The sequence below is a fragment of the Sphingomonas sp. SP2 genome (assembly GCF_058313385.1).
In genome coordinates, this window is record NZ_JBZFLD010000001.1 from 188341 (window position 1) to 214523 (window position 26183).

Sequence of the window (26183 nt, forward strand, 5' to 3'; positions counted from 1 at the left end):
TGCGTGTCGCGAGGGTCGCGCGGCTTGACCGAAGCGCTCCCCGGCGGGCAAGCCCTCGGCACGTGCGGACGTGGCGGAATGGTAGACGCTGCCGACTTAAAATCGGCTTTCGGGAACGAAGTGCGGGTTCAAGTCCCGCCGTCCGCACCAATGGCCCGCAAGTCGGGAGAGGATCGCTCCATAGCGGAGCAATTTATTAAGCCCTTTGCGCCTAACCTCGGTCAATGCTCGGCCCGTTTCCTGCCCTGTCACCGCGTCGTGACCGACTGTCGGTTGCCCGGACCGAATGGTCGATCGTCCTGTTTCTCGTCGCTGCGGTGGGCGCGTTCGTCTGGAACGGCAGCGGGCTGCTGCACCTCATCGCGCGCGACAAGGTCAGCGGCCTCGACAGCAGCGTCCAGGTCGCCGCCGCGGCCCTCGTCCTCAACGTCGCGCTGATCCTGTTCGGCTGGCGCCGCTATGCCGACCTCCAGCATGAGGCCGAGCTGCGCGCCGACGGCGAGCGCCGCGCCGCCCAGCAGGCCGCCACCGACAGCATCACCGGTCTCGCCAACCGCAAGGGTTTCGCCGAAGCGGTCGAGCATCTTTGCGACACGGCGATCGACAGCGACCACTGCCTCGTCATCATCTCGCTCCAGATGCAGCGCTTCAAGCGGGTCAACGACCGCTTCGGCTACGACATGGGCGACGCGCTCCTGCGCGAGATCGCCGAGGCGATGCGCGCCGACGTGCCCGAGAAGGCGGTGGTCGCGCGCCTGTCCGGCGACGAATTCGCCATTGCCGCCTGCCTCCGCACCGCCGACCTCGCCAGCGCCGAGACGCTCGCCGAGGCGCTGCTTCGCGACGTCAGCCGGACCTATGACATCCAGGGCACCTATGTGCAGGTCGGCGCCATCGCCGGGATCGCCAGCGCGCCGCCGGGGATGACCTGCCGCGCGTCGGACCTTCTTCGCCGCGCCGACATCGCGCTCGACCATGCCCGCAGCGCCCGCGCCGCACGCCCGACCTGGTTCGACAGCGGGATGGAACGCGCGCTGATCGAACGCAGCGAGCTTGAGCAGGCGATCCGCGTCGGCATCGACCACGGCCAGTTCGTCCCCGTGTTCGAGCCGCAGGTCGACCTTCATACCGGCAAGCTGACCGGCTTCGAGGTGCTCGCCCGCTGGCAGCATCCCAACCGCGGCCTCCTCGGCCCCGAAGTCTTCATTCCAGTCGCCGAGGAGATGGGCCTGATCGCGCCGCTGTCCGAAGCGGTCATCGCGCAGGCCTTCGACCTTGGCCGCGACTGGGACGCCGACATCAGCCTGTCGGTCAACATATCGCCGGCGCAATTGTCCGACCTCTGGCTCGCGCAGCGCGTCGTCCGCCTGCTCACCGAGCATGGCTTCCCGGCTGACCGCCTGATCGTCGAGGTGACCGAAAGCTCGCTGTTCAGCGATCTCGACCTCGCCAGGAACCTCGTGATCAGCCTCAAGAACCAGGGCGTTCGGCTGGCGCTCGACGATTTCGGCACGGGCTTCTCCAGCCTGTCGCATCTTCGATTGCTGCCGCTCGACATGATCAAGATCGACCGCAGCTTCGTCGCCACCCTTCATGTCGACCGCGAGAGCGCGGCGATCGTCAAGGCGGTGACCACCCTCGCCCAGGCGCTCGACATCCCGGTAACCGCCGAGGGCCTCGAGGACGCGGCGACCTACGAGATGGTGCTGGGCCTCGGCGCCCGCACCGGGCAGGGCTGGTTCATCGGCAAGCCGATGGACGCGGACGGGGTCGCCGACCTCCTTGCCCGCCGACGAGTCTCCAGCGAGCCCGCCGCCCGCCGCATCGGCTGACGCCACTTCCACGCAATCACTGGCCCGCCGCTGCGCCATCCCGATATGGCACAACTGGCAACCGCATTCGCTCGACCCCCGTTGAAGATGGTAAATTCAGCGTTAGGGTTTGCTCATGCGTCGCTCTTCGGCAGTGGCTCTGCCTTTCTCGGTCCGCCTCGGCGGACCCCACCCGCTCCGCTTCGGAAGCGGCCGCACCTGGCTCCTCGAGTGGGCCGAGAAGCTGCCGGCTGGCTGGAGCGACAATGCGAAGCTCTTTGCCGGCGCCTATGTCGCCGGCTTCTTTGCCGTTAGCCTGTTCATCGCCTGACGCTCAGGGACAGCCGGCTGCCCGGCACGCCAGGTCAAGCTTCCGGCCGAGCCAGGCCGAGACCAACGTCCCCACCGCGACCAGTAGCAGGGTCTGCTCGACCGACACGCCGGCCTGTACGAGGCCGAACAGCAGTACCGTCGAGAGGACCATCGCGCCCGCATTGACGATATTGTTGGCCGCCACCGTCCGCGCCGTCTCCGACTTGGGCACGGTGGTGGTTAGAAAGGCGTAGAGCGGCACCACGAACATGCCGCCGAAGGTCGCTACCCCGAACAAGGCGATCACCACCGGCCAGCCGGTCGGTTCGGCAAGAAACTGGTGCATTCCCGCAAGCGGCGTGAACGGGGTCCAGGCGAGGCTCAGCGCCCAGAGCGCGAGGACGCAGACGCCCATCAGCAGCGCCGAGATCGGCGCATAGCGGGCCGATACCTCACCCTTCAGAAGCCGGTTGATGATCACCGATCCGACCGCCACGCCGACCGAAAAGATGGCGAGGAAGAGGGTTGCGACGCTCTGGTCGCCGCCGAAGACATTCTTCACCAGCGGCGGGAATTGCGCCGCTAGCACCGCGCCGATCGCCCAGAAGAAGCTGATCGCCATGATAGCGACGAACAGCCTGGGCACGTGCATCGTCGCCTTCACCAGATTGATCGAAGCGCGCAGGATGTGCCAGTCGAGCCCGGGCTTGGGGAGGTCGGGGTCGTTGAGCGTCCCGCTGTCCTCCGTCGACGGCGGGGCCGCGGGAATGAACTGCCCCGCAACTCGCCCGGCGATCGCGACCAGCAGCACCGCCACCGCGGCATATTCGGCATGATAGCGGCCGTCGGCGTCCTGCACGACGAGAATGCCGCCGAGGATCGTCCCGCCGAGGATCGCGATATAGGTCCCCGCCTCGACCAGCCCGGTCCCGCCGAGCACTTCGTCGCGCTCGAGATGCTGCGGCAGGATCGCATATTTGATCGGCCCGAAGAAGGTCGAGTGAATCCCCATGGCGGTCAGCGCGACCAGCATCAGCGGGATGTTGAGCAGGTAGAGACCGGCGGCGCCGAACAGCATGATAAGGATTTCGGCGCTCTTCACCGCCCGCGCGATCCGCGCCTTGTCGGTCGCGTCCGCAAGCTGTCCCGACAGGGCCGACAGCAGGAAGAAAGGCAGGATGAACAGCCCGCCCGCGAGGGCCGAGAAGGCCGCTTCCTGCTCGGCCGACCGGTAGATGCCGTAGATGACGAGGAGGACCATCGTGGTCCGGAACAGATTGTCGTTGAAGGCACCGAGGAATTGCGTGACGAACAACGGCACGAAGCGCCGGGTCTTGAGCAGGTGCGTGACGTTCTGGATCAAGGAGAAGCCTATTGGCTGGAAGGGGTTGGCCCGGCCTTAGCCCGCCATCCCGGGTTCGCCAAATGCCGCGCTTTGGCAAAGTGGCCAAGCCAAGCTAGACAGGCGCCCGAGCAATGCTGTCGCTGCCCAACCTCCTGACCCTGTCGCGGATCTTCGCGGTGCCGATCCTGGTGTTCCTGCTGTGGACTCCGGCGCCGCTCGACTATCTCGTGACCTTCGTCCTTTACTGCATCGTCGGCATCACCGATTATTTCGACGGCTATCTCGCCCGTGCGCAGGGCCGGATCAGCCGGCTCGGCCAGTTCCTCGATCCGATCGCCGACAAGATCATGGTCGCCGCGGTGATCGTGATGCTGGTCTCGACCCGCCAGATCGGCGCAGAGCCCATCATCCACGGCTTCCATATCGTCCCCGCGCTCATCATCCTCCTGCGCGAGATTATCGTCTCGGGGCTCCGCGAATTCCTTGCCCCGCTGCATGTCTCGATGCCCGTGTCGCGCCTCGCCAAGTGGAAGACGACCCTCCAGCTGGTCGCGCTCGGCGCCCTGATCCTCGCCGGCGCCGTCCCGCAGGCCGAGTGGGTGCACTGGACCGGCCTCGCCAGCCTCTGGGCGGCGGCCACGCTCACCGTCATCACCGGCTGGGACTATCTTCGGATCGGGCTCAAGCACATGGATTGAGGGGCAGCCTTGCCCCGTCCCGAACCGCCCGTTACCGGCTTACCTACAACAATGTCAGGAGGACACAGGCGATGACCAAGCAGGAACTGGTTCAGAAGATGCAGGACGCCGGCGCGTTCGTGCCGGGCAAGAAGGTCAAGCTTCACTTCGGCGACGAAGGCGCGATCATGCTCGACGGCCAGAACAATCAGGTGACCGAGGACGACGGCGCCGCCGACACCACCCTCAAGGTCAGCTGGGCCGACTGGGAAGCCATGGCCGCCGGCCAGCTCGACGGCATGACCGCCTTCATGACCGGCAAGCTCAAGGTCGAGGGCGACATGTCGAACGCGATGCAGCTCCAGGGCGTCCTCGCCAAGCTGCGCTGATCCCACCGACACTCTTTCAAGGTCCCGGCCGCCTCACGGAGGCGCGCCGGGACTTTTGAATCACGGCCTCGGGATTGCGCCGTCAGAAGGGGCAAAGCGGCTTGCCCTCGGCCCTTCCCCATATCATCAGGACCGCCAGGCCCACCGGCACCGCCAGCCAAAGTTGAAAAGTGATTCAACTTTGCGTAGCGGCGCTCGGGCACCATGGAGGATTGATGGCCAAGAAGATCTATCCCGATGCCGCGGCCGCGCTTGACGGCCTGCTGCACGACGGCATGACCATCGCCGCGGGCGGGTTCGGCCTGTGCGGCATTCCCGAGCGGCTGATCGACGCGATCGTCGCCAGCGGGGTCAAGGACCTGACCGTCGCCTCCAACAATGCCGGAATCGACAATGAGGGCCTCGGCAAGCTGCTCCGCACGCGCCAGATCCGGAAGATGATCTCCTCCTACGTGGGCGAGAACAAGGAATTCGAGCGCCAGTATCTTGCGGGCGAGCTCGAGGTCGAATTCTGCCCCCAGGGTACGCTCGCCGAGCGGATGCGCGCCGGGGGCGCCGGCATCCCCGGCTTCTACACGAAGACGGGCGTCGGCACGAAGGTCGCCGAAGGCAAGGAAGTGAAGAGCTTCGACGGCCCAAATGGGCCTGAAGACTATATCCTCGAGCGGGGTATCCGCGCCGACCTCGCCATCATCAAGGGCTGGAAGGCCGATGAGGCGGGCAACCTCGTCTTCCGCAAGACCGCACGCAACTTCAACGCGCCCGCGGCCACCTGCGGCAGGATCTGCGTCGCCGAGGTCGAGGAGATCGTCCCGGTCGGCAGCCTCGATCCCGACGCCATCCATCTGCCGTCGATCTACGTGAAGCGCCTGATCCTCGGCAGCCCTTACGACAAGAAGATCGAATTCCGCACGGTCCGCGAACGGGAGGCCGCATAATGCCCTGGACTCGTGACGACATGGCCGCGCGCGCCGCGCGGGAGCTGCAGGACGGCTTCTACGTCAACCTCGGCATCGGCATTCCGACGCTTGTCGCCAACCACGTGCCCGCGGGCATGGAGGTGACCCTCCAGTCGGAAAACGGGATGCTCGGGATCGGGCCCTTCCCCTACGACGACGAGGTCGATCCCGACCTCATCAACGCCGGCAAGCAGACCGTCAGCCAGCTCGACAAGACGAGCTATTTCTCGAGCGCCGACAGCTTCGCCATGATCCGCGGCGGGCACATCGACCTTGCCGTGCTTGGCGCGATGGAGATCAGCGAAAGCGGTGACATTGCCAACTGGATGATCCCGGGCAAGATGATCAAGGGCATGGGCGGCGCGATGGACCTCGTCGCCGGCGTCAAGAAGATCATCGTCGTCATGGAGCACAACGCCAAGGACGGCAGCCCCAAGTTCATCCCGTCCTGCACGCTCCCGCTGACCGGCAAGAATGTCGTCGACATGATCATCACCGACCTCGCGGTCTTCCAGCGCCCCGATCACCAGAGCCCGTTCCGGCTGGTCGAGATCGCCCCGGGCGTCACCGCCGACGAGGTGCGGGAGAAGACCACGGCGCATTACGAGAGCTGACAGCCGGCGGGAGGGGGCAAGGATGCTGCGTGACGTGAAGTGGATGGCCGCTTCGGCCGCCCTGTTTCTTGCGGCGCCGATCCTTGCCGCCCCGCCCGCGGAACGCGACTGGGGGGCCGCCCTAGCCGCCGACGCAAAGGCGTTGCACGACGACATCGCCGCCAATCACCCGGGGCCGGTCAACCCGCTCGACCCCGGCTTTGCGGCGACCAACGACCGGCAGCTGGCGATCGCTCTCGAACGGGCGAAGAGTGCCCGAAGCTACGCCGATTACTATTTCCCCCTCCGCATCTACGTGTCCGCCTTCAACGACGGACACCTCGGCTTCGGCGCGCGCGGCGACACGCCGAACGAGGTAAGCTGGCCCGGTTTCGCGACCCGTTATGACGGCCGCGGCCGGATCGTCGTCGCGACCGCCGAGCCGAACCAGTCCGTTCCGAGCGGCGCCGAACTGGTCGCCTGCGACGGCATGATCGCCGAGCGCTATGCCGAAGCGACGCTGGGAACGATGTGGGGCCGCTGGCAGCTCGAAGCCCAGCGCCAGCGCTGGGGCGCGCTGCTGTTCATCGACGAAAGCAGCAAGCTCATCCCCCGCGCCCGCCAATGCAGCTTCAGGGTCGAAGGCAAGACACGGAAGGTCGTGCTCAACTGGCGGCCGCTTGCGCCGGCGCGGGTCGGCGATCTTCTCGGCAAGATGCGGCGCGCGTCGGACCGTCCCTTCGGCCTTCGCGAAACGGAAGGCCGCGTGCAGTGGATTTCGGCGCCCTCGTTCAGCGGCGACAGCGGATCCGCCGCGGCGAAGGCCCTTCCCTCCCTGATCGCCCGGCTCCGAACCGAGCGCGAACATTTGCTCGCCTCGCCCGCCATCGTCCTCGACCTCCGCGGCAACGGAGGCGGCTCGTCGGACTGGTCGCGCCAGATGGCCGACGCCTTATGGGGCCCGCTCGCGCTCGCCGCGCTCAAGGGCAGTGATGTCCAGGTCGACTGGCGCGCCTCGCCCGCCAATCTCGTCACCATCACCTCCGCCTACGAGGAACGTCATGGCACCGAAGGCTTCTCGCCCGAGGCCGACAGCTGGTTCCGCTCGGTGATTGGCGGGCTCGGCATGGCCGTCGCGCGCCGGCAGGCGCTGTGGCGCCATGTCGATATCGATGCTGCCGCCACTCCGCCGGCAGCGCCGGCCGCCACGTCGGCTCCCGCGCCCCTTCCCCACCCCGTCTACGTCCTGACCGACGCGTCCTGCGCCTCGGCCTGCCTCGATGCCGTCGACCTCTGGACGTCGCTCGGCGCCATCCAGATCGGACGTCCGACCAGCGCCGACACCCTGTATATGGAAATTCGCGACCGAACCCTGCCCTCGGGCCTGACCAGCATCAGCGTCCCGATGAAAGTCTATCGCGGCCGCAAGCGCGGTTCCAACGAACCCGCCATCCCCCGCTTCCGCTTCCCTGGCGACATCGACGATACCGGCACCCTCGAACGCTGGGTGCCGACCCTCGCCAGCGCGCGCACGTGAAGGCGACCGTCCTTCCGCTGCTGGCGATCGCGCTCCTCGCGGGCTGCGGGCCGTCCGGGCCGACGGTGATCGACGGCTCGTCGCAGGAGGCGTTCGAGCAGTCGGCGGTCATGGCCCGGCGCGACCTTCCCGCTGGCGACCGGCTCGACTTCGACCGCGCGCTGGCGACCGTCCCCACCCGGCGCTTCGGCGCGAGCGACGCCGATCAGCTTCGCCGGACCACCTTCGACAAGATGACCGCCGCCGAGGTGGTCGAGGATTATCGCCAGCGCCAGCGCTGAACCGGCCGCCGCAACCGAACTGGACCCCGGCCCGGGCCCAGCTACAAGGAGTGCCATGAAAGCCCTGCTCAGCACCGCACCCGGCGGCCCCGACACGCTCCAGCTGTCCGACCTCCCCTCCCCCGCCCCCGGCCCCGGAGAGTTGCTGGTCAGGGTCCGTGCGGCGGCGATCAACTATCCCGACGTCCTCATCATCGAGGACAAATATCAGATGCGCCCGCCCCGCCCCTTCGCGCCGGGGGGCGAAATCGCCGGCGAGGTCATCGGGCTCGGCGAGGGCGTCGAGGGCTGGTCGGTCGGCGACCGCCTGATCGCGGTGCCCGGCTTCGGCGGCTTGGTCGAGGAAATCGTTCTCCCGGCGAAGAGCGCCTTCCGCCTCCCCGCCGGCCGCAGCTTCACCGATGGCGCGGCCCTCCTCCTGACCTACGCGACCTCGATCCATGCCTTGTGGGATCGCGGCCAGCTGAAGGCCGGCGAAACCCTTCTCGTGCTGGGGGCCGCCGGCGGGGTCGGGCTTGCCGCGGTCGAACTCGGCAAGGCGCGCGGCGCCCGGGTCGTCGCCGCCGCCTCGAGCGAGGACAAGGCCGCCGCCGCGCGCGAAGCCGGCGCCGACGAGACGATCGTCTACCCGCGTGGCCCGTTCGACAAGGAATCGAGCAAGGCGCTCGCCGAGCAGTTCAAGGCCGCGGTCGGCCCCAAGGGCGCGGACGTCATCTACGATCCGGTCGGCGGCGACTATTGCGAGCCTGCGCTCCGTTCGATCGCCTGGGAGGGACGCTATCTCGTGGTCGGCTTCCCGGCCGGAATCCCCCGCCTTCCGCTCAACCTCACCCTGCTGAAGAGCTGCGACGTGCGCGGCGTCTTCTGGGGCGCCTTTGCTGCCCGCGATCCCAAGGCCAACCAGGCCCATGTCGACGAGCTGTTCGCCCAGTGGGACGCCGGCAAGATCGCGCCGCGGGTCAGCGCCACCTACCCGCTCGAGCGTGCCGGGGAGGCCATCTCGGCCATGGCCGCGCGGCAGGTGATCGGGAAGCTGGTGGTGGAGATCTGAGGGCACGGCCCAAAGCCCACCTCCACTCCCGGCGATGCGCGCCCATCTCCGTCCGGCCAGAACGCACAACGGAGACAGGAATGCGCTTCACCACCCTCTTCGCGGCCGCCGCCGGGCTCGCCCTTGCCGCCAGCCCCGCCGCCGCGCTCGATCACCACATGAAGTCCGAGCCGGGCCGCTCGGTCGTCGAACTCGCCGCCGCCAGCCCGGACTTCACCACGCTCGTCACCGCGGTGACGGCTGCCGACCTCGCGACGACGCTGAGCGGCAAGGGTCCGTTCACCGTATTCGCGCCGACCAATGGCGCCTTTGCCAAGCTTCCGGCTGGGACCGTCGACACGCTGGTGCAGCCCGCCAACAAGGCGCAGCTCCAGTCTATCCTCACTTATCATGTCGTCGCCGGTCGCTATCCGGCCGCGCGCATCCTCGAGCTGATCAAGCAGGGCGGCGGCACCGCGACCCTGACCACCGTGCAGGGCGGCACGCTGAAGGCCAGCCTGATGGGCAGCACCGTGATGCTGACCGATGCCAAGGGCGGCATGGTCCATGTGATCAATGCCGACATTCAGGGTTCGAACGGCGTGATCCACGCGATCGACGGCGTAGTCATGCCCTGATCCATGCGCCCGGCGGAGGCGGCGGCCGGTTCGGACCGCCGCCTCCGCTGGACGAGTTGACGCCAAGCCCCTATTTCGCCGGTCACACCAAGGCTCAGGAGCTTGCATGACCACCTTCGACGACCGCGAACGCGCCTTTGAGACCAAGTTCGCGCATGACGAGGAAATGAAGTTCCGGGTCATCGCCCGGCGCAACAAGCTGCTCGGCCACTGGGCCGCCGGCCTGATGAAGCTCTCCCCGGTCGAAGCCGAAGCCTATGCCAAGGACGTCGTCCGCGCCGACTTCGAGGAAGCCGGCGACGAGGACGTCATCCGCAAGCTGCTTGGCGACCTTACCGCCGCCAACATCGACATCGACGATGCGGCGATCCGCCAGGCGCTGCTCGACAAGACCAGCGAAGCCCGCCGCCAGCTGATGGAAGCGCAGGGCTGATCCGATGCCCATGCCCGCCGCCGAGATCGAGCGCCTGATCCGCGAAGCCCTGCCCGACGCCCGGGTGGAGATTCGCGATCTTGCCGGCGACGGTGACCATTATGCCGCGACCGTGGTCAGCAGCGCCTTCGCCGGCCTGCCCCGGGTCCGCCAGCACCAGCTCGTCTACCGGGCCCTCGGCGATCGCATGGGGGGCGAATTGCATGCCCTCCAGCTGACCACCGCCGCCCCACAGGAGTAAGAACATGAGCGACGCCAACGAGCGCATCGACGCCCTGGTGAAGGGCAATGACGTCCTTCTCTTCATGAAGGGCACCGCGCTCTTCCCGCAGTGCGGCTTCTCGAGCCGCGCGATCGCCATCCTCGAGCATCTCGGCGTTCCCTACGAGACCGTCGACGTCCTCCAGGACCAGGAAATCCGCCAGGGCATCAAGGCGTACAGCGACTGGCCGACCATTCCCCAGCTCTACGTGAAGGGCGAGTTCGTCGGCGGCTCGGACATCATGATGGAGATGTTCGAGAGCGGCGAACTGATGACCCTGGTCGGAGCGGGCGCCTGAGCCTCTCCACCCTCGGCGGAAACAAGAAGGGGCGGCGAGACGGGACCAGAAACCGTCTTGCCGCCCCTCTGTTTGGCGTGGAACCAAAGTGGACGGCATACAAGAAGCAGCCTTCGTGCCATTTTGGTCTCGGCGCCTGTTTTCTGCCATTTTTGATATTTAGAGGGCTGAGATCGTCGGCAAGAGTGTCAACGGATCCGACACATCGCGCCGAACCGAATGTCGCCTACGGCACTTTGTGCCCCGAGAAGCATTGCCCCGCTACGTGAACGCCCTTCAGCCGCCTTTTTCGCCCGAGCGCCCGCTTCTTCTCGCCGATCTGACCCAGAGCTGGTCGGCGGTGGGCGGAGGCGTTGGCACCTATCTGCGCGCGAAGCGTGCGCATATCCTTGCCAATACCCCGCACACGCACCTGATGATCCTCCCCGGGCCCGAGGACGTCATCGAGGAAAGCCATGGCGGGCGGGCGATCACCGTCTGGCTCAAGAGCCCGAGCGTCCCCTTCAGCCCCAATTACCGGCTGCTCCTGCGCAATCGCGCGGTCCGCAAGGCACTCGCCAGCTTCCGCCCGGATGTCGTCGAGTGCCAGGACGCCTATAATCTTCCGTGGGCCGCGCTCCGCCATCGCCGCGATCATCCCGATTGCGCGCTGATCGCCGGCTACATGACCGATTTTCCGACCGTCTATGTCGAACGGCCCTTCTCCAAGGTGATGCCCGACAGCCTGGCGCAGGCCGCCGGCCGGCTCTGCTACAATTATTGCGGCCGCCTCTACCGGCAGTTCGACGCGGTCTACGCCTTGTCCGAAAGCGGCGGCGCGCGGCTGCTCCGCTCGCTCGGGGTCGAGGACGTCCGTCTGCTCCCGCTCGGGGTCGAGTTGTCGGACTTCGGGCCTGAGCGGCGCGACCCTGCCCTGCGGGCCTCGCTCGGCCTATCCGACGACCAGCCCTTGCTCATCTACGTCGGCCGCCTCGACATCGAGAAGCGGCCCGACATCGTCGTCGACGCTTTCCGCCGCCTGCCCGAGAGCCTCGGCGCGAAGCTCGTCATCCTCGGCCAGGGTCCGCAGAAGGAGCAGTTCGAGGCACTTGGCGACCCGCGCATCATCACGCCGGGCTTCGTCACGGATCGCAGCGAACTCGCCCGCTGGCTCGCCAGCGCGGACCTCTACGTCTCGGCGATGCCCAACGAGACCTTCGGCATTTCGGTGATCGAGGCGCAGGCCTCGGGCCTGCCGGTGGTCGGGGTGGATGGCGGCGCGATGCCCGATCGGATCCTTCCCGGCATGGGCCTGCTCGGCCCGGTCGGCGACAGCATCGCCATGGCCGGCAACATCCAGGCCGTCCTCGGCCAGGATTTCCGCGCCATGGGCGAGAAGGGCCGCGCCTATGTCGCCGGCGAATATAGCTGGGCGCACAGCATGGAGCAGCTGTTCGGGACCATCGTCCCGGCGGCGCTTGCCCACCGCCGCATTGCGCAGAGCCATACGCCGGTGGTCGCCAGCGGGTCGTTGGTCGAAGCCTGACGTCTCGTTCATCCGCGGTTTAGCGGGAATTCGGCACCCCTTTGACACCACGAACGATCAGGGGGACTGACCGTGCTATCCATGCTGTTGCTCGCCGCCGCGCTTCATCCCGAACCGCCGGCGCCGCCTTCACCGACGCCCGGCCAGAAGGTCGTCAACGAGGTCGTCATCCTTCGCTCGGGCGACTCCAGGGATAATCCCAAGGCCAAGGTCGAGCGCCGCCAGATCATGATCATCCGCGACGGCAAGGCCGCGCCCGGAAGCGCCATGCATGACGAGCATGTCCGCCGCATTGAGGGCGTCAATGCGACCATGCTCGCCGACTGCGACAAGGATTCGCGTTTCGACTCGCAGGCCTCGGGCGAAAAGGACGGGAAGAAGTCCGAAACCCGGATCCTCGTCTGCACCAAGGGTGGCAATCAGCTCGAAGCGCTCGAGCGTGCGCACCAGCGCATTGCCGAAAACAAGGACATTCCCGACGACGTCCGCGCCAAGGTGCTCGCCCAGATGGACGCTCGGATCGCGCAGCTGAAGTCGGGCCAGAAATAACAGGGAGGAGCAGAGGAGTTGCCGCAAGGCTGCTCCTCTGCTTTGACGCCCGTGTGACCCACGCGCCCGGCCGCCTCTACCCGCTCGGGCCAGATCTCGCGCGGGTGCTTGCACCCAATCCCTCGCCCTTCACCGGCGAAGGCACCTGGGTCCATCTGGTCGGGGCCGATCGGCTCGCCGTGATCGATCCCGGCCCCGCCGACCCCAGCCATATCGATGCGCTGCTGGCCGCGATCGCCGGCCGTCCGGTCGACGCCATCCTCGTCACCCATACCCACCGCGACCACAGCCCGGGGGCCGCCCCCCTCGCCGCCGCCACGGGCGCGCCGATCGTCGGGTGCGCGCCGCTGGTCGTGCCGGGACGGCAGGAAGCGGGCTTCGATCCCGACTATGCGCCCGACCGCATCCTCGCCGACGGCGAGCGGATCGCGCTTGCCGGAACCGAGGTCGAGGCCGTGCACACCCCCGGCCACACCTCTAACCACCTCTGCTTCGCGGCTGGCGAACGCCTATTCAGCGGTGACCATGTCATGGGCTGGTCGACGACCGTCGTCATTCCGCCCGACGGCCACATGGGCGACTATATGGCCAGCCTCCAGAAACTTCAGCGCCGGTCCGAGACCATCTACCATCCTGCCCATGGCGAGCCGGTCGAGGATCCGCAGCGACTGGTCCGCGGCCTCCTCACCCACCGCGTCCAGCGCGAGCACCAGCTTCTCCGCCTTGCCGGCGACACGCCCGGCACCGTCACCGAACTGACTGCCCGCGCCTACCCCGCGCTCGATCCGCGCCTCGTCCCGGCTGCCGAAGCCACCGCGCTCGCCCATCTCATCACCCTTGAGGAGCGCGGCGCCGTCACCCGCGTTGGCGACACATGGAAGGTCTGAAACGTTACTGGCCGCTGCTGCTGATCGCGGCGCTTGTTCTCGGTGGCATCTTCTGGTGGGCCGACCGCCAGGCCGACAAGCGCCGGGTCGAAGAGGAACTGGCGCAGGCGCAGGGCATCGTCCGCGTCCTTTCCGCCACTTTCTCGAACAAGGCCGCGCTCAAGGTCGGGGAGGTCCGCGGCACGCTCGACGTGACCACCGTCGATCCCGGCGCCGTCTCCTTCCTTCGCTCCTCGCAGAAGGCGACCATCCCCTACAGCGTCGGCTACACGCTCGACCTCTCGGGCATTGGCGCCGACGACTATCGCTGGGAGCCCGAGCGCCGGACGCTCACCATCCGGGTCCCGATCGTCACTCCCGAGGCCCCCAACATCGACGAGGCCAATCGCGCCGTCGAGGGCACCCGCGGCGTATTCGTCACCCGCGGCGCCTCGACCAATCTTGCCCGGCGCGCCTCGCAGCTCGCTACCGCCAAGGCCAACGAGGTCGCGGCCGAACCCACCAACCTCGCCCGCGCTCAGGCCAATGCCGAAAAGGTCGTCGCCGACCTCGCCCGTTCGCCCCTCGATGCGGCCGGCCTCGGTCCCGTCACCGTGCGGGTCATCACTCCGACTTCGGGCACGCAGGACGGCGAGCGCTGGGACGTCAGCCGCACGATCGACCAGGTCCTCAAGGATCGCCAGGGGAACTGACTTCCGGCGCTAAATCCGCTATAGCCGGAGCCCGGTAGCCGCAGGGGAGCGGTGAACAGGGGATCCGATATGGCAAGCACAGTAATGCCCGCCGGCGCGACTCGCGGCTTCATGGCCGACCAGGCCTTCTTCACCCGGTTCGCGGTCCTCCTGACCGCCTTCATCCTGTTCGGCTTCATCCAATTCCAGCTGCGCGGCTTCACCAACGTGATGACCGCGCCCGCCTTCCTTCACGTCCACGGTGCCGTCATGGTCGCCTGGCTCGGCATGTATGTCGTGCAGAGCTGGCTCGTCAGCGCGGGCCAGGTCGCTATCCATCGCAAGACCGGCTGGGTCGCCCTCCTGCTTGCCATGGCGGTGGTCGCTGTCGGCGCATTTACCGGGGTCCATGCCATCGCGATCGGGCGAGTCCCGCCCTTCTTCACCTCGGCCTTCTTCCTCGCGCTGAACGTCGTCGGAGTGATCGCCTTCGCCGGCGTGATCGGCCTCGCCATCGCGAAGCGCCGCCAGGTCGAATGGCATCGCCGCCTGATGGTGGGCAGCGGCATCCTCATCTCCGAACCGGCGCTCGGCCGCCTCATTCCGATGCCCCTCACCGGACAGACCGTGGGCGAACTTGTCGCCATGGTCATCCAGCTCGGCATGGTCGCGATCATCGCCCGCCACGACCGCAAGGTGCTGGGCCGGGTCCACCCCGCGACGCTGGTCATCGCGCTGGTGCTGGTGATCACCCACCTCGGCACCGAACTGCTGTCGCGGATGCCCGCCTTCCAGGAGGTCGCCGCCGGCATTGCCGGAGCCTGACGCGCCGCCTATCTCGGGCGCATGACCGCACCCGCACAGAGCCTCAAGGGCGTCGACCTGCTCGGCGAGATCCAGCGCCTCAAGGAGGAGCGGAACGCCGTCATCCTCGCCCATTACTACCAGAAGCCCGAGCTTCAGGACCTCGCGGACTTCGTCGGCGACAGCCTCGACCTCAGCCGCAAGGCCGCCGCGACCGACGCCGACGTCATCGCCTTCTGCGGCGTGCGCTTCATGGCCGAGACCGCCAAGATCCTGTCCCCGCAGAAGACCGTGATCCTGCCCGACATGGACGCCGGCTGCAGCCTCGAGGACAGCTGCCCGCCCGACCAGTTCGCCGCGTTCCGGGCCGCGCACCCGGACCATATCGCGCTGACCTACATCAACTGCTCGGCGGCGGTGAAGGCGCAGAGCGACATCATCGTCACCTCGTCCAGCGCCGACGTAATCCTCAGCCAGATCCCGAAGGAGCAGAAGATCATCTTCGGCCCCGACCGCCACCTCGGCGGCTATCTCGCCCGCAAGACCGGCCGCGAGATGCTGCTGTGGCCGGGCATCTGCATCGTCCACCAGGCCTTCAGCGAGACCGAGCTGCTTAAATTGAAGGCGCAATATCCCGGCGCCCCGGTCGCCGCGCACCCCGAGTGCCCGCCGCACATCGTCGACCATGCCGACCATGTCGGCAGCACCCGCGCGATCCTCGACTTCGCGATCAACAGCCCCAGCGACGTCATCCTCGTCGCGACCGAGCCGCACATCATCCACCAGATGGAGAAGGCCGCCCCGCACAAGACCTTCATCGGGGTCCCCGGCGGCGACGGCAACTGCAACTGCAACATGTGCCCCTACATGGCGCTGAACACGCTCGAGAAGCTCTACGTCGCGCTGCGCGACCTCGAGCCGCGGATCGAACTCGACCCCGACCTCATGGACCGCGCCCGCGTGCCGCTCGAGCGGATGCTCGAAATGGCCGGCCGCACCGTCGGCCAGGGCGACGTCGGCCGCCCCGTCGTCCCCTTCCGCGCGGAAGGCGAGCAGGACTGAAAGCCCGCTCCCTAGCGGTGCTTGCAGCCGGGCCAGCAGCAGGGACGGCGCTTGCCGTCGGTCAGGTTTTCAATGCCCCAGGCGATGCGCTTGAGGCGCGTCTCGGCTTTCTTCGGGCTGGTCACCCAGCAGATCCACTCGTTGCGGGCGAGCGGGGTGATGTCGGCCCAGGTCGCGAGCGCGGCAGGGGCGGCGCGGAGGGCGCCCTCGAGGTCTGCCGGCAATTCGTGGACCGTTCCGCCGGCCAGTGCGTCGCTCGTCGCCATGACGCTTCTTTCAACGCCCGCGGCGCTCGGGCAAACCGCTCCTTAGGGAATGGGCCCTAGGGACAGGCGGCGATGGATCCGACGCGGCGCATGATCATCCTTGGCGGCTCGCTCGCCGGCGGCGCCATCCTGTCGGGCCTGCTGCCCCTCGCCTGTGCCCGCCGGCCCGTGTCGCAACAGGCCGCCGACCTCCCCCGCCCGACCCGCCCGCCGGGCCGGCCCAAGCCGATGCTCGACGAGGATATTGCGCCCGTCCTCGCGCGGCTTGACGCCTGGTATGCGAAGAACCTTCGCGATCCCCGCTACGCCTTCAACCCACCCGCCGGCGACGCGGCGATCGCGCGGTTCGAGGCTTTGGTCGGCCGTCCCCTCCCCCGCGCCTGGCGCCAGCTCTACCGGTGGCACGACGGCGAGGAGAATGACCGCTGGGGCCATCTCTACGGCCTTCCCTTCCTGTCGCTCGAGGCCGCTGCGAACGAGTGGAAGACCTGGCGCAAGGTGATCGCCCAGTTCGGCGACAATCCCTATGTCGTGCGCGGCGCAAGCTGGCCCGCCGGCGCGGTCGACCCGGCCTATGCCAATCCCGGCTGGATCCCGCTCACCGCCGACGGCTCGGGCAACAGCATCGGCATCGATCTCGCGCCATGGCCCGGCGGGCGGATCGGGCAGGTCATCCTGTTCGGCCGCGACGAGGACGTGAAGGTCGTGCTCGCGCCGTCGCTCGGTCGCTTCCTCGGCTGGATCGCCGACCTTCTCGAAAGCGGCAATGTCCGGCTCGGCAAGGCGCCGGGCGAGACGGTCCTGCGCGAATTCCGCCTCAAGTCGCCCGCGGTCGACCATTTCCACGAAGGCGCCCGCCGCCTGCTCGGCGCCCCCGGCCAATTCCTGTGAGCCGGCCGCTCAAGGTCTATTTCGATGGGGGCTGCCGACCCAATCCCGGCCCGATCGAGGTCGCGGTCGTGATTCGCGGCGCGGTGCACTATTTCGACGACCTCGGGATGGGCAGCAGCAGCGAGGCCGAGTGGCTGGCGCTCGCCTGCGCCCTTCGCCTCGCGCAGGAAAGCGGCGCGACGGCCTTCGACCTCCTCGGCGACAGCCGGAGCATCATCTACCAGGCCCGCGGCGCGGTTCGCCCGGCCGCCTCGTCGATCGTGCACAAGGCCCGGTTCGACGAAGCGGCCGCGGCGGGACCGCCCCGCCGACTCCGCTGGGTTCCGAGAACGCAGAACCTCGCGGGAATCGCGCTCGAAGCGCGGCGCGGCGGGACGGCCCTGGCTCAGAGACGGTAGCTCAGCGTCAGGTTGAAGCTGTGCGTGGTGAGCTTGTCGTCGCTGCGGCGGAAGTCGGTGCCGTTGGCGTTGGTCAGGATGAAGGGGTTGGTCGCGGGCGCCGGCCCCTGTGCGCGGACGCGATAGTCATTGTCGTTGTAGCGGGTGCCGAGATAGAGCGCGCCCACTGCGAGCCGGCCGAAGCGCTGCTCGATACCGGCGCCGTAGCGGAAGCCCGTGACATTGCTGTCGGTGCCGCGCTCGACGAAGGTGTTGGCGGTATTGCTGGTGGCGAAGCGATGGCGGATCTTGCCGGTGGCGATGCCCGCGGTCACGAACGGCAGCGTGTCGCCGATGGCGACGCCGGCGCGGGCACGAAGCGCGGCATTGGTCCGCAGCCGTCGCTCCATCGTGTAGAAGGCCGGCGTGGTGCTGAAGGCCGAGACGGCGTCGCGGACCGAGCTGCGCCCGACCTCGCCGACGAGGCCGACCACCAGCGACCCGAACTGCTGGTCATAGCCCGCCTGGATGGCGAAATCGCCCTTTTCCTTGTCCTTGCGGCAGCCCGCGGTCGGCACCCGGTCGAGCGCGGCGCCGTTGCAGAAGCCCGGCGAGAAGGCGTCGGCGCCCGCGGCGGTGCGGACCGTGTCGCCGAAATTGCCGTCGAGATTGGTATCGAACTCGATCCGCTCATTGCCGCCGCGGACGTCGGTGATCCCGGCGCGCGCGCCGACATGGAAGCCGGTCCAGCTTGCCGCGCCCTGGGCGGCAGCGGGGGTGGCGGCGGCAGCGAAGGGCATGGCCAGAAGGCCCGTGACGATCAGTCGGCGCATGGTCTTTTCTCCCTGTCTTTGCCCGTGGTCGGGCGCATGCGTGGGAGATACGGAAGCAGCCGCGCGGTGGATGCACGGGCGATGGCGAGAGGCATTTTCTCTGCCTGAAGCCGCGCTGGCCGCGGGGCGAAGTTGACGAAGTTGACACACTCGCGGGGTGTGTCTTCCCCCGCCCCTGCAATGGGCATTCGACCTCTATCGGATGCCGGAATAACAGTGCAGCGAGCCGGAATGAACCACATGGGTTCAAATGCACGCAAATGTCCTACAAGGCAATGCCGCACCCATGCGAGAGCGCGGACTTGCCGGACAACGTCGCGGGTCCGTAACGTTGTCCCGCTAGCGGGAGACGATGCGGGTCATGCTCATGATACGGCCGGGATGCGGCGACGAAGCGCGGGTTCGATGACGGCGGCTGAACCTCCGCTTGTGCGGCGGCTCGCCAGCGAGGGGCTGGGTGCCTTCCTGCTGTTCGCCTGTGTCGTCGGGTCCGGAATCATGGCGGAGCGCCTGTCGGGCGGGAACGTCGCTATCGCCCTGCTCGGCAATACGCTTGCCACCGCCGCGATGCTGTTCGTGTTGATCACGATGCTCGGGCCGATCTCGGGCGCGCATCTCAACCCCGCGGTGAGCCTGGTCGCGGCGGCGCGAGCCGAGCTTCGCTGGCGGGACGCAGGCGTCTACATCCTTGCGCAGCTCGTCGGCGGGATCCTTGGCGTCTGGGCCGCCCACCTGATGTTCGACCTCCCGCTGCTCCAAATCTCGGCCAAGGGCCGATCGGGACTGGGCCAGTGGACCGGCGAGGCGGTTGCCACCTTCGGGCTTGTCCTGACGATCCTCGGGACCGTCCGTCACCGGCGGGAATGGGTCGCCCCGTCCGTCGCGCTCTATATCGCCGCGGCTTACTGGTTCACCTCATCGACCAGCTTCGCCAATCCCGCGATCACCGTCGCGCGGAGCCTGTCCGACAGTTTCGCAGGCATCGCCCCCGGCGACGTGCCGATGTTCGTGCTCGCGCAGCTTGGCGGCGCGGCGGCCGGTGCGCTGGTCGCGCGGTGGCTGTTCGTCCAAGACTGCGCCAGCGACCACCGCCCCTTCCCTCCGCATACGCCACGCGCCCATTGATCTCCCTTGAGGAAATCGCAGCGTCAAATAAGGGCAATTTTTAAGGTCGGTATTGGAGAAGGCCCCGCGAGCGGGGAAGCTCGCAGCTTCGATCAACAGGGACTAGCTTGGATGCGTAATTTTGTATGCGTACTTATCGCCTTCGCAATGGCAGGCTGCCAAGGGGCAGGCAGCGGCGACGCAAATGAGGGCTCTTCCGCAAAGGATGGCATCTCAAGCGTGCTCGACAAACTTGCGGCCGGCGACGCCAGTGTTTGCGCGGACACTCTCATCAATCGCACCGTGATCGGAACGCTCGCGCTTGGCGAAACGAAGGCTCAATATCGCAGATTGCTGGATGCAGGCGGTGACATTGTGCTCAGCAACAGCAGCATGACGGCCCGAAATCAGGACATCAGAGAGGTGTCTTGTTCGGGCACGCTGCCTAGCGGTTCGATGGTAGACTATGTCATCCGACCGGCAGCAAAAGGCGACGACGTGGTCGTTAATGCTAAGGCGTCTGTAACCCCACTCCAAGCCAACTTGGCTATCATGATCGCCGTGGCCGACGCCTTGAAGGCTAAGGGTCTGGGCAGCGGCGATGCTGCCTCATCGGAAACACAAGAGGTGGTCGAACCGACACCGCTTCCCATAACCGGCCCAAGCGAAGACTTCTACGAAGATGCGCGTGTAAAACGGTGGATTTCGGTCAACGAGAAGTGCCGAGGGAGCCTCGACTTAGGAGGAGATGGATCCGAACCTGCCTGCAGCGAGGCCGGAGATATTCAGCAGGAGTTGCGAGCCGATGGTATTTGCTTCGGAAAGCAAGACCAGGCCGAGTCGGACTACAACTTCCATCGATGCGGTCCGGACTCACTTTAGCTCTTCCCAGTGAGTAATCCGGCAGGTTCGACGTTGGCCGGGCTAGGCCTGATCTCTTCCCCGCTCAGTCCAGCGACACCTTGCCGCGCATGGCCTTGACGGCGCCGCGGCCTTTCTTGGTGTCGACGCGCTTGGCCTTGGCGGCGCGGCTGGGCTTGGTCGGGCGGCGGCGGGCGTCGCGGTGGTGGGCCTCGGCGAGGAGGTCACGCAGGCGCCGGCGGGCTTCCTCGCGATTGGCTTCGCGCGTGCGGTGGGTCCGGGCGGTGATCACGAGTTCGCCGCCCTGGGTCAGCTTCGAGCCCGCCAGGACCTTGAGCTTCTCATAGGCATAGGGCGCAAGGCCGAGCGCATAGACGTCGCAGCGCAGCTGGCAGGCGGTCGCGACCTTGTTGACGTTCTGCCCGCCGGGGCCGGTCGAGGCGAGGAAGGTCTCGGACAGGGCCTCCTCGGGCAGGACGATCTCGTCAGGCCGCATCGTCCTCCCCGCCGCTTTCCGGCAGTTCGGCGTCCGGCAGCGCCGGCGCCGGTGCGGAGGCGGGCGCGAGGTCGGCCCACGCGCCCCAGTGGACGGGGAGCGGCGCACTGACGTCGATCGCGGGCTTCTTCGGGCGGGGAATGACCAGCCGCGCGGCGTGGAGCAGCATCGGGCCGCCCGGGACGCCATAGACGCGGTCGCCGACGATCCCCGCGCCGAGCCCTTCGCGGGCGTGGACCCGGATCTGGTGGGTCCGGCCGGTCAGCGGGCGGAATTCGATCAGGGTACGGCCGTCGCGGCTCGCCAGCCGGCGCCAGCGGGTGACCGCGCGCTGTCCCTTGGGATCGCCGACCATTCGCCAGCCGGCCTCGGCGCTGCTCTTCTTCGCCAGCGGCAGGTCGATCTCGCCCTCGGCCTCGGCGATCTCGCCCGCGACCAGCGCGAGATAGGTCTTCTCCACCGCGCCGCTTTCGAAGGCCTGCTGGAACAGCGCGCGGGCGCTCGGGTGGCGGGCGAAGAGGAGGCAACCCGACGTGTCCTGGTCGAGCCGGTGCATCGCGGTCGGCAGCCGCTTGAAGCCGCATTTGAGCTCGTCGAGGCGGCTTTCGACGCTTTCCCCTCCGCGCTTGGGCGTGTCGACGGGAAGGCCTGCGGGCTTGTCGATCACCAGGGCTTCGCCGTCGATGAAGAGGGTGAGGTCGCTGAGCAGCATCGCCGGGCCCTACCCGATCCGCCGCGCTTGGGGAAATGCCGCGGCGAGGAGATTTCGGCGGCTTCCGACGCCCGCCCGGCCGGGTGCGCCTATGATGGGCAATGATGGAACGCCGGGAGGCCGCGCCGCGGGGCCTGTGGACAACTGATGCCGCAAAGCAACGATTCCGCTGGAATCCAGATGTTTAGGTCATGTTAACCTTTTCAGGCGACACGGCGAATGGTTAATGCACGCTTCAGGGCCGTTAAGCCGTCGTAACGCTTGGCTGCTCCTTGAACGGGGGAATTGAGAAATGCGCGTTCTGCTGATCGAGGATGAGCCGACCACCGCCAAGTCGATCGAGCTCATGCTCGGGACCGAGGGGTTCAACGTCTACACGACCGACCTCGGGGAAGAAGGCCTCGATCTCGGCAAGCTCTATGATTACGACATCATCCTGCTCGACCTGAACCTGCCGGACATGCACGGCTATGACGTGCTCAAGAAGCTGCGCACCGCCAAGGTCGCGACCCCGGTGCTGATCCTGTCGGGCATCGGCGAGATGGATTCGAAGGTCCGGGCCCTGGGCTTCGGCGCCGACGATTATGTCACCAAGCCGTTCCACCGCGACGAGCTGGTCGCCCGCATCCACGCCATCGTCCGCCGCTCGAAGGGCCACAGCCAGTCGGTCATCCGCACCGGCAAGCTGGCGGTCAATCTCGACGCCAAGACGGTCGAGGTCGACGGCGCCCGGGTGCACCTGACCGGCAAGGAATATGCGATGCTGGAGCTGCTCTCGCTCCGCAAGGGCACCACGCTCACCAAGGAAATGTTCCTCAACCACCTCTACGGCGGGATGGACGAGCCCGAGCTGAAGATCATCGACGTCTTCATCTGCAAGCTGCGCAAGAAATTGAGCCTCGCCTGCGGCGGCGACAATTACATCGAGACGGTGTGGGGCCGCGGCTACGTCCTGCGCGACGCGGGCGAGGCCGGCATGGACCTCCCCGAAGCGGCGGTTGCCTGACCAGATTGCTCCGCGGCATGGCGAGCGCCATGCCATGGAGCGGATCGGATGGCTGCGCGCGGCCGTGCTCGGCGCCAATGACGGGATCGTCTCGACCGGGAGCCTGATCGTCGGCGTCGCCGCCTCGGCCGCAGGGCGGAACGAAGTGCTCATCGCCGGCATCGCCGCGCTGGTCGCGGGTGCCATGTCGATGGCCGCGGGCGAATATGTCTCGGTCAGCTCGCAGTCCGATACCGAACAGGCCGACCTCGCCCGCGAACGGGCCGAGCTCGCCGCCATCCCCGAAGCCGAGACGCTCGAGCTGGCCCGGATCTACGAGGCACGCGGGGTCGAGAAGCCCCTCGCGCTCGAGGTCGCGCGGCAGATGATGGCGCATGACGCGCTCGGCGCCCATGCCCGCGACGAACTCGGCATTTCCGAGATCACCACCGCAAGGCCGCTCCAGGCCGCGATCACCTCGGCCCTGACCTTCACCGCCGGCGCCGCCGCGCCCCTCCTGGCGGTGCCCTTCGCGCCCGCGGCGATGCTGATCCCGGCCGTGGTCGCCGTCTCCCTACTGTGCCTCGTCATCCTCGGCGCAGCCGGCGCCCGCCTCGGCGGCGCGCCGCTCGGCCGGTCGGTGCTGCGGGTCTTCTTCTGGGGCGCCATGGCCATGCTCGTCACCGCCGGCGTCGGCCGCCTGTTCGGGACTGCGGTCGGCTAGACGCTCAGACCTTGGTGAGGCCCGCGCCCTCGACCCGGGGCGTGCCGGACACGACCGCACCCGGCTCGAACCTTTTCCAGCCGTCGCGGCCGAGTTTTTCGATGGGGCGGAACTTGGCCTTGTAGGCCATGCGGTCGGAGCCATCGACCCAGTAGCCGAGATAGACATAGGGCAGGCCGGCGCGGGCGGCGCGGATGATGTGGTCGAGGATGATGAAGGTGCCGAGGCCCTTCCGGTCGCTCAGCGAGGGATCGTAGAAGCTGTAGATCATGCTCAGCCCGTCGCTCTGCTGGTCGCTGAGGCAGGCGCCGACGAGCCGGCCGGGGCGGCCGTCGACCGAGGGCTCGCGATATTCGACGACATAGGTGCGGACCGGGGTCTGCTCGACCATGTCGGCAAAGTCATTCTCGTCCATCTCGGCCATGCCGCCGCCGGGGTGGCGGACCGCGAGATAGCGGCGGAGGAGGTCGAACTGTTCCTCGGTGGTCCAGGGCTTGCAGGCGGTGACTTCGAGGTCGGCGTGGCGGCGGATCAGCTTGCGCTGGGTCGCCGAGGGCTCGAACTCGTGGGCCGAGACGCGGACCGAGACGCAGGCCTGGCAGTCGATGCAGCTCGGGCGATAGGCCACCGACTGCGAGCGGCGGAAGCCGATCCGGCCAAGCGCCTCGTTGAGTTCGCCCGCATGCTGGCCCGACAGCTCCGTGAACACCTTCCGCTCGATCTTGTCCGGCAGGTACGGGCAAGGGGCGGGCGAGGTGACGAAGAATTTCGGGAAGCGGAACGGAGCGCTCAAGCCGGGGCCTTCGGGTCAGAAATGGTTACGAAAGTGTTTATGCGCTCGACCAACGCGCATGGAAAGTCCCCGCTCCCCGGCAAAAATGGTTAAGACCAAAGACTGTACCGCTTCGGGTCAGCGCTACAGCCGGCCGGCCCGCATCGGCGCCATCACCGTTTCGGCGAAGCGGTCCATTTCCTCGGCCTGCGGGCTCATCTGGAGCAGCAGGAGATCGAGCCCGGCCGTTTCATAGGCGCGGATGCGCTCGGCGACCTGCGCCGGGGTCCCGACGAGGTTGGGGCGGAGCCCGCGATTGGAGACGCTATATTCCTGGAGCTTGAGCGTGCGCTCGAGCTGGGTGCCCGACAGCCACTCGTCGAAATTGGCGAAGCCCGGCGGCGGGGTCGCCGGCATGGCGGTGATCCGGGCGAGCTCCGCGGCGGCTTCCGCCTCGCTGTCGCGGACGATCACATAGGCGGCCATGCCGAAGGGCATCGGCGGCCCGCCCGCCCGCGCCCGCCGCGCGCGCATGTCGGCGATCTTGGGCGCGATCGCCTCGACCGTGTCGCCGTGCATCACATAAGCGTCGCACTGGGTCGCGATGAGCATCTTGGCGGCCTCGCTCTCACCTCCGGCATAGACGATCGGACGGCGCACCGGCTTGGGCGAGAGGAGCGCGTCCTTGAGCTGGTAGCGCTCCCCGGCATGGCTGAACCTTTCCTCGCGCCACAGCCCGTCGACCACGGTCAGCCATTCGGCGGTGCGGGCATAGCGGTCGTCATGCTCGTCGAAGGCGAGGCCATATTGCTCGGCCTCGGTCTTCCACCAGCTCGAGACGACGTTGAGCGCGAGCCGGCCGTTCGCGATGCGGTCGATGTTCGCGGCCTGCTTGGCGAGCAAGGCGGGGTGATGGAAGTTGGGCCGGACCGCGACCATCAGCTCGATCGAGCGGGTCACTGCGGCCAGCGCCGCGGCGGTGCTCCAGGCATCGAGCGCGGGCTGCTCGACGCCCTTGATGTCGTTGAGGAAGAGCTCGGCGATGAGCGTCAGGTCCCAGCCCGTCTCTTCCGAGCGAAGGGTGAGGGCCTTGACCGCTTCCCAGTTTGCCGCGGGGCCTTCGTCGGGATCGTTGCGAAGCCAGCCACCGAACACCGGCATCCAGTAGCCGAACCTCATTTGCGTGCCTCTGCGATGCGCGTCTTGAGCCACTCGACCAGCCGGTCGTGGGGATCCCAGCCGAGCACGTCGCGCGGGCGGGCGACGAAGTTCGACAGAGCGTTGATGTCGTAGAATTTGGCCGCGCCGTCGCGGTCGTCGATCATCACTTCGACCCCGCCGATGTCCATGCCGATGGCGGCGGCAACGGCTTCGGCCCCGGCGATGATGTCGGCCGGGGGTTCGAAGGCGGTCATGGCGATGGGCGTTCCCCGATCGTCGGCGCAGGCGTCGGCCGGGCAGAGGTCGAACTGGCCGGCGCCGTCGACCCGGATGGCGTAGAGGAAGCGGCCGCCGAGAGTCTCGATCCGCCAGATGACGCCGTCGCGCGCCGGAATGGATTCCTGGACGAGGAGCACCCGGTCGACCGAGCTCGGCCCCTCGCCCGCCGCGACCACGGCGGACAGCTCGGCCTCGCTGTCGAAGCGCATGATGCCGGCGCCCGAACCACCGACATTGGCCTTCACCAGCAGGGGATAGCCGATGTCGCGCGCGGCGCGGACGAGGTCGGCGGTGCGGTGGACGATGCGGGTGCGCGGCGTGGCGAGACCGAGGCGGTGGAGCAGGCTCAGCTGGCGCGCCTTGCTGCTGTCGACCGCCATCACCTCGGGGCCGTTGAGGATGGTCGCCCCCTGCCCCCGCCAGTGATCGAGCAGGGCCATGGCGTAATAGAGCGGATGCTCGGGCTCGCGCAGGAAGCTCGACATGGCGACGCGGTTGAAGACGACGGGGGCCGGCGGCGGCGATCCCGCAGGATCGAAGCCATGGTCGCCGATCGCGATCTTCACATGCTCGATGCCGTGGGCGTCGAGCGCGGCGAACAGCGGCTCGAACCACAGGGGATGTTCGTAGATTATGGCAAGCTCGGGCATTCGCTTCCT

33 protein-coding genes and 1 tRNA gene are annotated in these 26183 nt (G+C 67.7%); 26 read left to right on the forward strand and 8 right to left on the reverse strand.

Features of this window, described 5'->3' with window-relative positions; genetic code table 11:
• The first annotated feature begins 64 nt into the window (after nt 1-64).
• The 3 genes from AC4GYU_RS01050 to AC4GYU_RS01060 all read left to right on the forward strand — a co-directional run bounded on the left by AC4GYU_RS01050 (nt 65) and on the right by AC4GYU_RS01060 (nt 2142).
• A tRNA-Leu gene (locus AC4GYU_RS01050) sits at nt 65-150 on the forward strand.
• A 74-nt stretch (nt 151-224) separates the two neighbouring features.
• Nucleotides 225-1832, forward strand: a complete 1608-nt coding sequence (locus AC4GYU_RS01055) for a putative bifunctional diguanylate cyclase/phosphodiesterase (RefSeq protein WP_491085051.1) — start codon at nt 225-227, stop codon at nt 1830-1832.
• Nucleotides 1833-1947: 115 nt separating this feature from the next.
• Complete coding sequence (locus AC4GYU_RS01060; RefSeq protein ID WP_491085052.1) at nt 1948-2142, forward strand: hypothetical protein; 195 nt, start codon at nt 1948-1950, stop codon at nt 2140-2142.
• A 3-nt stretch (nt 2143-2145) separates the two neighbouring features.
• Here the strand turns inward: AC4GYU_RS01060 and AC4GYU_RS01065 are convergent, their stop codons facing one another.
• Entirely contained in the window at nt 2146-3483 is a 1338-nt protein-coding gene (locus AC4GYU_RS01065) for an MFS transporter (RefSeq protein WP_491086862.1), read from the reverse strand.
• 116 nt (nt 3484-3599) lie between these two features.
• On the opposite strand from AC4GYU_RS01065, the gene pgsA reads away from it, so the two are divergent.
• The 17 genes from pgsA (at nt 3600) to nadA (ending at nt 16063) form a co-directional block, all read left to right on the forward strand.
• Entirely contained in the window at nt 3600-4166 is a 567-nt protein-coding gene (gene pgsA, locus AC4GYU_RS01070; RefSeq protein ID WP_491085053.1) for a CDP-diacylglycerol--glycerol-3-phosphate 3-phosphatidyltransferase, read from the forward strand.
• Between the two features lie 71 nt (nt 4167-4237).
• On the forward strand, nt 4238-4534 hold the full coding sequence (locus AC4GYU_RS01075; protein WP_491085054.1) for an SCP2 sterol-binding domain-containing protein: 297 nt from the start codon (nt 4238-4240) through the stop codon (nt 4532-4534).
• A 215-nt stretch (nt 4535-4749) separates the two neighbouring features.
• Nucleotides 4750-5472 (forward strand): CoA transferase subunit A, encoded by a 723-nt coding sequence (locus AC4GYU_RS01080; RefSeq protein ID WP_491085055.1) that lies wholly within the window; start codon nt 4750-4752, stop codon nt 5470-5472.
• Nucleotides 5472-6107: a CoA transferase subunit B gene (locus AC4GYU_RS01085; RefSeq protein ID WP_491085056.1), complete on the forward strand. Its 636-nt coding sequence runs from the start codon at nt 5472-5474 to the stop codon at nt 6105-6107. Before AC4GYU_RS01080 ends, AC4GYU_RS01085 begins: the two co-directional genes overlap by 1 nt.
• 22 nt (nt 6108-6129) lie before the next feature.
• On the forward strand, nt 6130-7623 hold the full coding sequence (locus tag AC4GYU_RS01090; RefSeq protein ID WP_491085057.1) for a S41 family peptidase: 1494 nt from the start codon (nt 6130-6132) through the stop codon (nt 7621-7623).
• A complete protein-coding gene (locus tag AC4GYU_RS01095; protein WP_491085058.1) occupies nt 7620-7904 on the forward strand; it encodes a DUF6694 family lipoprotein in 285 nt (94 codons plus the stop codon). Before AC4GYU_RS01090 ends, AC4GYU_RS01095 begins: the two co-directional genes overlap by 4 nt.
• 55 nt (nt 7905-7959) lie before the next feature.
• A complete protein-coding gene (locus tag AC4GYU_RS01100) occupies nt 7960-8955 on the forward strand; it encodes an NADPH:quinone oxidoreductase family protein (protein ID WP_491085059.1) in 996 nt (331 codons plus the stop codon).
• 80 nt (nt 8956-9035) lie between these two features.
• Complete coding sequence (locus AC4GYU_RS01105; protein ID WP_491085060.1) at nt 9036-9572, forward strand: fasciclin domain-containing protein; 537 nt, start codon at nt 9036-9038, stop codon at nt 9570-9572.
• A gap of 106 nt (nt 9573-9678) precedes the next feature.
• The gene (locus AC4GYU_RS01110) at nt 9679-10005 is read left to right on the forward strand and encodes a DUF1476 domain-containing protein (RefSeq protein WP_491085061.1); all 327 of its coding nucleotides are present in this window, start codon (nt 9679-9681) and stop codon (nt 10003-10005) included.
• A 4-nt stretch (nt 10006-10009) separates the two neighbouring features.
• Entirely contained in the window at nt 10010-10246 is a 237-nt protein-coding gene (locus tag AC4GYU_RS01115) for a BolA family protein (RefSeq protein ID WP_491085062.1), read from the forward strand.
• 4 nt (nt 10247-10250) lie between these two features.
• Nucleotides 10251-10565 carry a Grx4 family monothiol glutaredoxin gene (gene grxD, locus AC4GYU_RS01120; RefSeq protein ID WP_491085063.1) on the forward strand — a complete coding sequence of 105 codons (315 nt, stop codon included), beginning with the start codon at nt 10251-10253 and terminating at the stop codon, nt 10563-10565.
• 265 nt (nt 10566-10830) lie between these two features.
• Complete coding sequence (locus AC4GYU_RS01125) at nt 10831-12090, forward strand: glycosyltransferase (protein ID WP_491085064.1); 1260 nt, start codon at nt 10831-10833, stop codon at nt 12088-12090.
• Between the two features lie 72 nt (nt 12091-12162).
• Nucleotides 12163-12639 carry a hypothetical protein gene (locus AC4GYU_RS01130; RefSeq protein WP_491085065.1) on the forward strand — a complete coding sequence of 159 codons (477 nt, stop codon included), beginning with the start codon at nt 12163-12165 and terminating at the stop codon, nt 12637-12639.
• Nucleotides 12640-12692: 53 nt separating this feature from the next.
• A complete protein-coding gene (locus AC4GYU_RS01135) occupies nt 12693-13526 on the forward strand; it encodes an MBL fold metallo-hydrolase (RefSeq protein ID WP_491085066.1) in 834 nt (277 codons plus the stop codon).
• A complete protein-coding gene (locus AC4GYU_RS01140; protein WP_491085067.1) occupies nt 13514-14218 on the forward strand; it encodes a DUF4230 domain-containing protein in 705 nt (234 codons plus the stop codon). The genes AC4GYU_RS01135 and AC4GYU_RS01140 overlap by 13 nt, the downstream gene beginning before the upstream one ends.
• Before the next feature lie 69 nt (nt 14219-14287).
• Complete coding sequence (locus tag AC4GYU_RS01145; protein WP_491085068.1) at nt 14288-15022, forward strand: adenylate cyclase; 735 nt, start codon at nt 14288-14290, stop codon at nt 15020-15022.
• 21 nt (nt 15023-15043) lie between these two features.
• The gene (nadA, locus tag AC4GYU_RS01150) at nt 15044-16063 is read left to right on the forward strand and encodes a quinolinate synthase NadA (RefSeq protein WP_491085069.1); all 1020 of its coding nucleotides are present in this window, start codon (nt 15044-15046) and stop codon (nt 16061-16063) included.
• A gap of 11 nt (nt 16064-16074) precedes the next feature.
• On the opposite strand, the gene AC4GYU_RS01155 is transcribed toward nadA, so the two are convergent.
• Nucleotides 16075-16329, reverse strand: coding sequence for a YdeI/OmpD-associated family protein (locus AC4GYU_RS01155; RefSeq protein WP_491085070.1), 255 nt, complete (start codon nt 16327-16329; stop codon nt 16075-16077).
• Between the two features lie 72 nt (nt 16330-16401).
• Here AC4GYU_RS01155 and AC4GYU_RS01160 point away from each other — a divergent pair, with 72 nt between their 5' ends.
• Together AC4GYU_RS01160 and AC4GYU_RS01165 are read left to right on the forward strand one after the other, a co-directional pair.
• Nucleotides 16402-17220, forward strand: coding sequence for an SMI1/KNR4 family protein (locus AC4GYU_RS01160; protein WP_491085071.1), 819 nt, complete (start codon nt 16402-16404; stop codon nt 17218-17220).
• Nucleotides 17217-17618, forward strand: a complete 402-nt coding sequence (locus tag AC4GYU_RS01165; protein WP_491085072.1) for a reverse transcriptase-like protein — start codon at nt 17217-17219, stop codon at nt 17616-17618. Before AC4GYU_RS01160 ends, AC4GYU_RS01165 begins: the two co-directional genes overlap by 4 nt.
• Here the strand turns inward: AC4GYU_RS01165 and AC4GYU_RS01170 are convergent.
• A complete protein-coding gene (locus AC4GYU_RS01170; protein WP_491085073.1) occupies nt 17606-18430 on the reverse strand; it encodes an outer membrane protein in 825 nt (274 codons plus the stop codon). The two genes, AC4GYU_RS01165 and AC4GYU_RS01170, sit on opposite strands and share 13 nt — an antisense overlap.
• 405 nt (nt 18431-18835) lie before the next feature.
• On the opposite strand from AC4GYU_RS01170, the gene AC4GYU_RS01175 reads away from it, so the two are divergent.
• On the forward strand, nt 18836-19555 hold the full coding sequence (locus AC4GYU_RS01175; RefSeq protein ID WP_491085074.1) for an aquaporin: 720 nt from the start codon (nt 18836-18838) through the stop codon (nt 19553-19555).
• 111 nt (nt 19556-19666) lie between these two features.
• A complete protein-coding gene (locus AC4GYU_RS01180; RefSeq protein ID WP_491085075.1) occupies nt 19667-20416 on the forward strand; it encodes a hypothetical protein in 750 nt (249 codons plus the stop codon).
• A gap of 64 nt (nt 20417-20480) precedes the next feature.
• Here AC4GYU_RS01180 and arfB read toward each other — a convergent pair whose 3' ends face one another.
• A complete protein-coding gene (arfB, locus tag AC4GYU_RS01185; RefSeq protein WP_491085076.1) occupies nt 20481-20891 on the reverse strand; it encodes an alternative ribosome rescue aminoacyl-tRNA hydrolase ArfB in 411 nt (136 codons plus the stop codon).
• A complete protein-coding gene (locus AC4GYU_RS01190; protein WP_491085077.1) occupies nt 20881-21603 on the reverse strand; it encodes an RluA family pseudouridine synthase in 723 nt (240 codons plus the stop codon). The genes arfB and AC4GYU_RS01190 overlap by 11 nt, the downstream gene beginning before the upstream one ends.
• Before the next feature lie 292 nt (nt 21604-21895).
• Here AC4GYU_RS01190 and ctrA point away from each other — a divergent pair, with 292 nt between their 5' ends.
• Together ctrA and AC4GYU_RS01200 are read left to right on the forward strand one after the other, a co-directional pair.
• A complete protein-coding gene (gene ctrA, locus AC4GYU_RS01195; protein ID WP_491085078.1) occupies nt 21896-22609 on the forward strand; it encodes a response regulator transcription factor CtrA in 714 nt (237 codons plus the stop codon).
• A 34-nt stretch (nt 22610-22643) separates the two neighbouring features.
• Nucleotides 22644-23312 (forward strand): VIT1/CCC1 transporter family protein, encoded by a 669-nt coding sequence (locus tag AC4GYU_RS01200; protein WP_491085079.1) that lies wholly within the window; start codon nt 22644-22646, stop codon nt 23310-23312.
• Between the two features lie 4 nt (nt 23313-23316).
• On the opposite strand, the gene AC4GYU_RS01205 is transcribed toward AC4GYU_RS01200, so the two are convergent.
• From AC4GYU_RS01205 to AC4GYU_RS01215, 3 genes are all read right to left on the reverse strand, one after another.
• The gene (locus tag AC4GYU_RS01205) at nt 23317-24105 is read right to left on the reverse strand and encodes an arginyltransferase (RefSeq protein ID WP_491085080.1); all 789 of its coding nucleotides are present in this window, start codon (nt 24103-24105) and stop codon (nt 23317-23319) included.
• A 123-nt stretch (nt 24106-24228) separates the two neighbouring features.
• Nucleotides 24229-25263 carry an LLM class flavin-dependent oxidoreductase gene (locus AC4GYU_RS01210; RefSeq protein ID WP_491085081.1) on the reverse strand — a complete coding sequence of 345 codons (1035 nt, stop codon included), beginning with the start codon at nt 25261-25263 and terminating at the stop codon, nt 24229-24231.
• Nucleotides 25260-26174 carry an ATP-grasp domain-containing protein gene (locus AC4GYU_RS01215; protein ID WP_491085082.1) on the reverse strand — a complete coding sequence of 305 codons (915 nt, stop codon included), beginning with the start codon at nt 26172-26174 and terminating at the stop codon, nt 25260-25262. The genes AC4GYU_RS01210 and AC4GYU_RS01215 overlap by 4 nt, the downstream gene beginning before the upstream one ends.
• Between the last annotated feature and the right edge of the window lie 9 nt (nt 26175-26183).

Coding starts and splice junctions, on each gene's coding strand:
- AC4GYU_RS01100 (WP_491085059.1), top strand. CDS start 7,960: ATGAAAGCCCTGCTCAGCACCGCACCCGGCGGCCCCGACACGCTCCAG.
- AC4GYU_RS01080 (WP_491085055.1), top strand. CDS start 4,750: ATGGCCAAGAAGATCTATCCCGATGCCGCGGCCGCGCTTGACGGCCTG.
- grxD (WP_491085063.1), top strand. CDS start 10,251: ATGAGCGACGCCAACGAGCGCATCGACGCCCTGGTGAAGGGCAATGAC.
- AC4GYU_RS01210 (WP_491085081.1), bottom strand. CDS start 25,263: ATGAGGTTCGGCTACTGGATGCCGGTGTTCGGTGGCTGGCTTCGCAAC.
- AC4GYU_RS01115 (WP_491085062.1), top strand. CDS start 10,010: ATGCCCATGCCCGCCGCCGAGATCGAGCGCCTGATCCGCGAAGCCCTG.
- AC4GYU_RS01170 (WP_491085073.1), bottom strand. CDS start 18,430: ATGCGCCGACTGATCGTCACGGGCCTTCTGGCCATGCCCTTCGCTGCC.
- AC4GYU_RS01060 (WP_491085052.1), top strand. CDS start 1,948: ATGCGTCGCTCTTCGGCAGTGGCTCTGCCTTTCTCGGTCCGCCTCGGC.
- AC4GYU_RS01145 (WP_491085068.1), top strand. CDS start 14,288: ATGGCAAGCACAGTAATGCCCGCCGGCGCGACTCGCGGCTTCATGGCC.
- ctrA (WP_491085078.1), top strand. CDS start 21,896: ATGCGCGTTCTGCTGATCGAGGATGAGCCGACCACCGCCAAGTCGATC.
- AC4GYU_RS01190 (WP_491085077.1), bottom strand. CDS start 21,603: ATGCTGCTCAGCGACCTCACCCTCTTCATCGACGGCGAAGCCCTGGTG.
- AC4GYU_RS01160 (WP_491085071.1), top strand. CDS start 16,402: ATGGATCCGACGCGGCGCATGATCATCCTTGGCGGCTCGCTCGCCGGC.
- AC4GYU_RS01175 (WP_491085074.1), top strand. CDS start 18,836: ATGACGGCGGCTGAACCTCCGCTTGTGCGGCGGCTCGCCAGCGAGGGG.
- nadA (WP_491085069.1), top strand. CDS start 15,044: ATGACCGCACCCGCACAGAGCCTCAAGGGCGTCGACCTGCTCGGCGAG.
- AC4GYU_RS01155 (WP_491085070.1), bottom strand. CDS start 16,329: ATGGCGACGAGCGACGCACTGGCCGGCGGAACGGTCCACGAATTGCCG.
- AC4GYU_RS01180 (WP_491085075.1), top strand. CDS start 19,667: ATGCGTAATTTTGTATGCGTACTTATCGCCTTCGCAATGGCAGGCTGC.
- AC4GYU_RS01110 (WP_491085061.1), top strand. CDS start 9,679: ATGACCACCTTCGACGACCGCGAACGCGCCTTTGAGACCAAGTTCGCG.
- arfB (WP_491085076.1), bottom strand. CDS start 20,891: ATGCGGCCTGACGAGATCGTCCTGCCCGAGGAGGCCCTGTCCGAGACC.
- pgsA (WP_491085053.1), top strand. CDS start 3,600: ATGCTGTCGCTGCCCAACCTCCTGACCCTGTCGCGGATCTTCGCGGTG.
- AC4GYU_RS01085 (WP_491085056.1), top strand. CDS start 5,472: ATGCCCTGGACTCGTGACGACATGGCCGCGCGCGCCGCGCGGGAGCTG.
- AC4GYU_RS01055 (WP_491085051.1), top strand. CDS start 225: ATGCTCGGCCCGTTTCCTGCCCTGTCACCGCGTCGTGACCGACTGTCG.
- AC4GYU_RS01215 (WP_491085082.1), bottom strand. CDS start 26,174: ATGCCCGAGCTTGCCATAATCTACGAACATCCCCTGTGGTTCGAGCCG.
- AC4GYU_RS01105 (WP_491085060.1), top strand. CDS start 9,036: ATGCGCTTCACCACCCTCTTCGCGGCCGCCGCCGGGCTCGCCCTTGCC.
- AC4GYU_RS01140 (WP_491085067.1), top strand. CDS start 13,514: ATGGAAGGTCTGAAACGTTACTGGCCGCTGCTGCTGATCGCGGCGCTT.
- AC4GYU_RS01090 (WP_491085057.1), top strand. CDS start 6,130: ATGCTGCGTGACGTGAAGTGGATGGCCGCTTCGGCCGCCCTGTTTCTT.
- AC4GYU_RS01075 (WP_491085054.1), top strand. CDS start 4,238: ATGACCAAGCAGGAACTGGTTCAGAAGATGCAGGACGCCGGCGCGTTC.
- AC4GYU_RS01200 (WP_491085079.1), top strand. CDS start 22,644: ATGGAGCGGATCGGATGGCTGCGCGCGGCCGTGCTCGGCGCCAATGAC.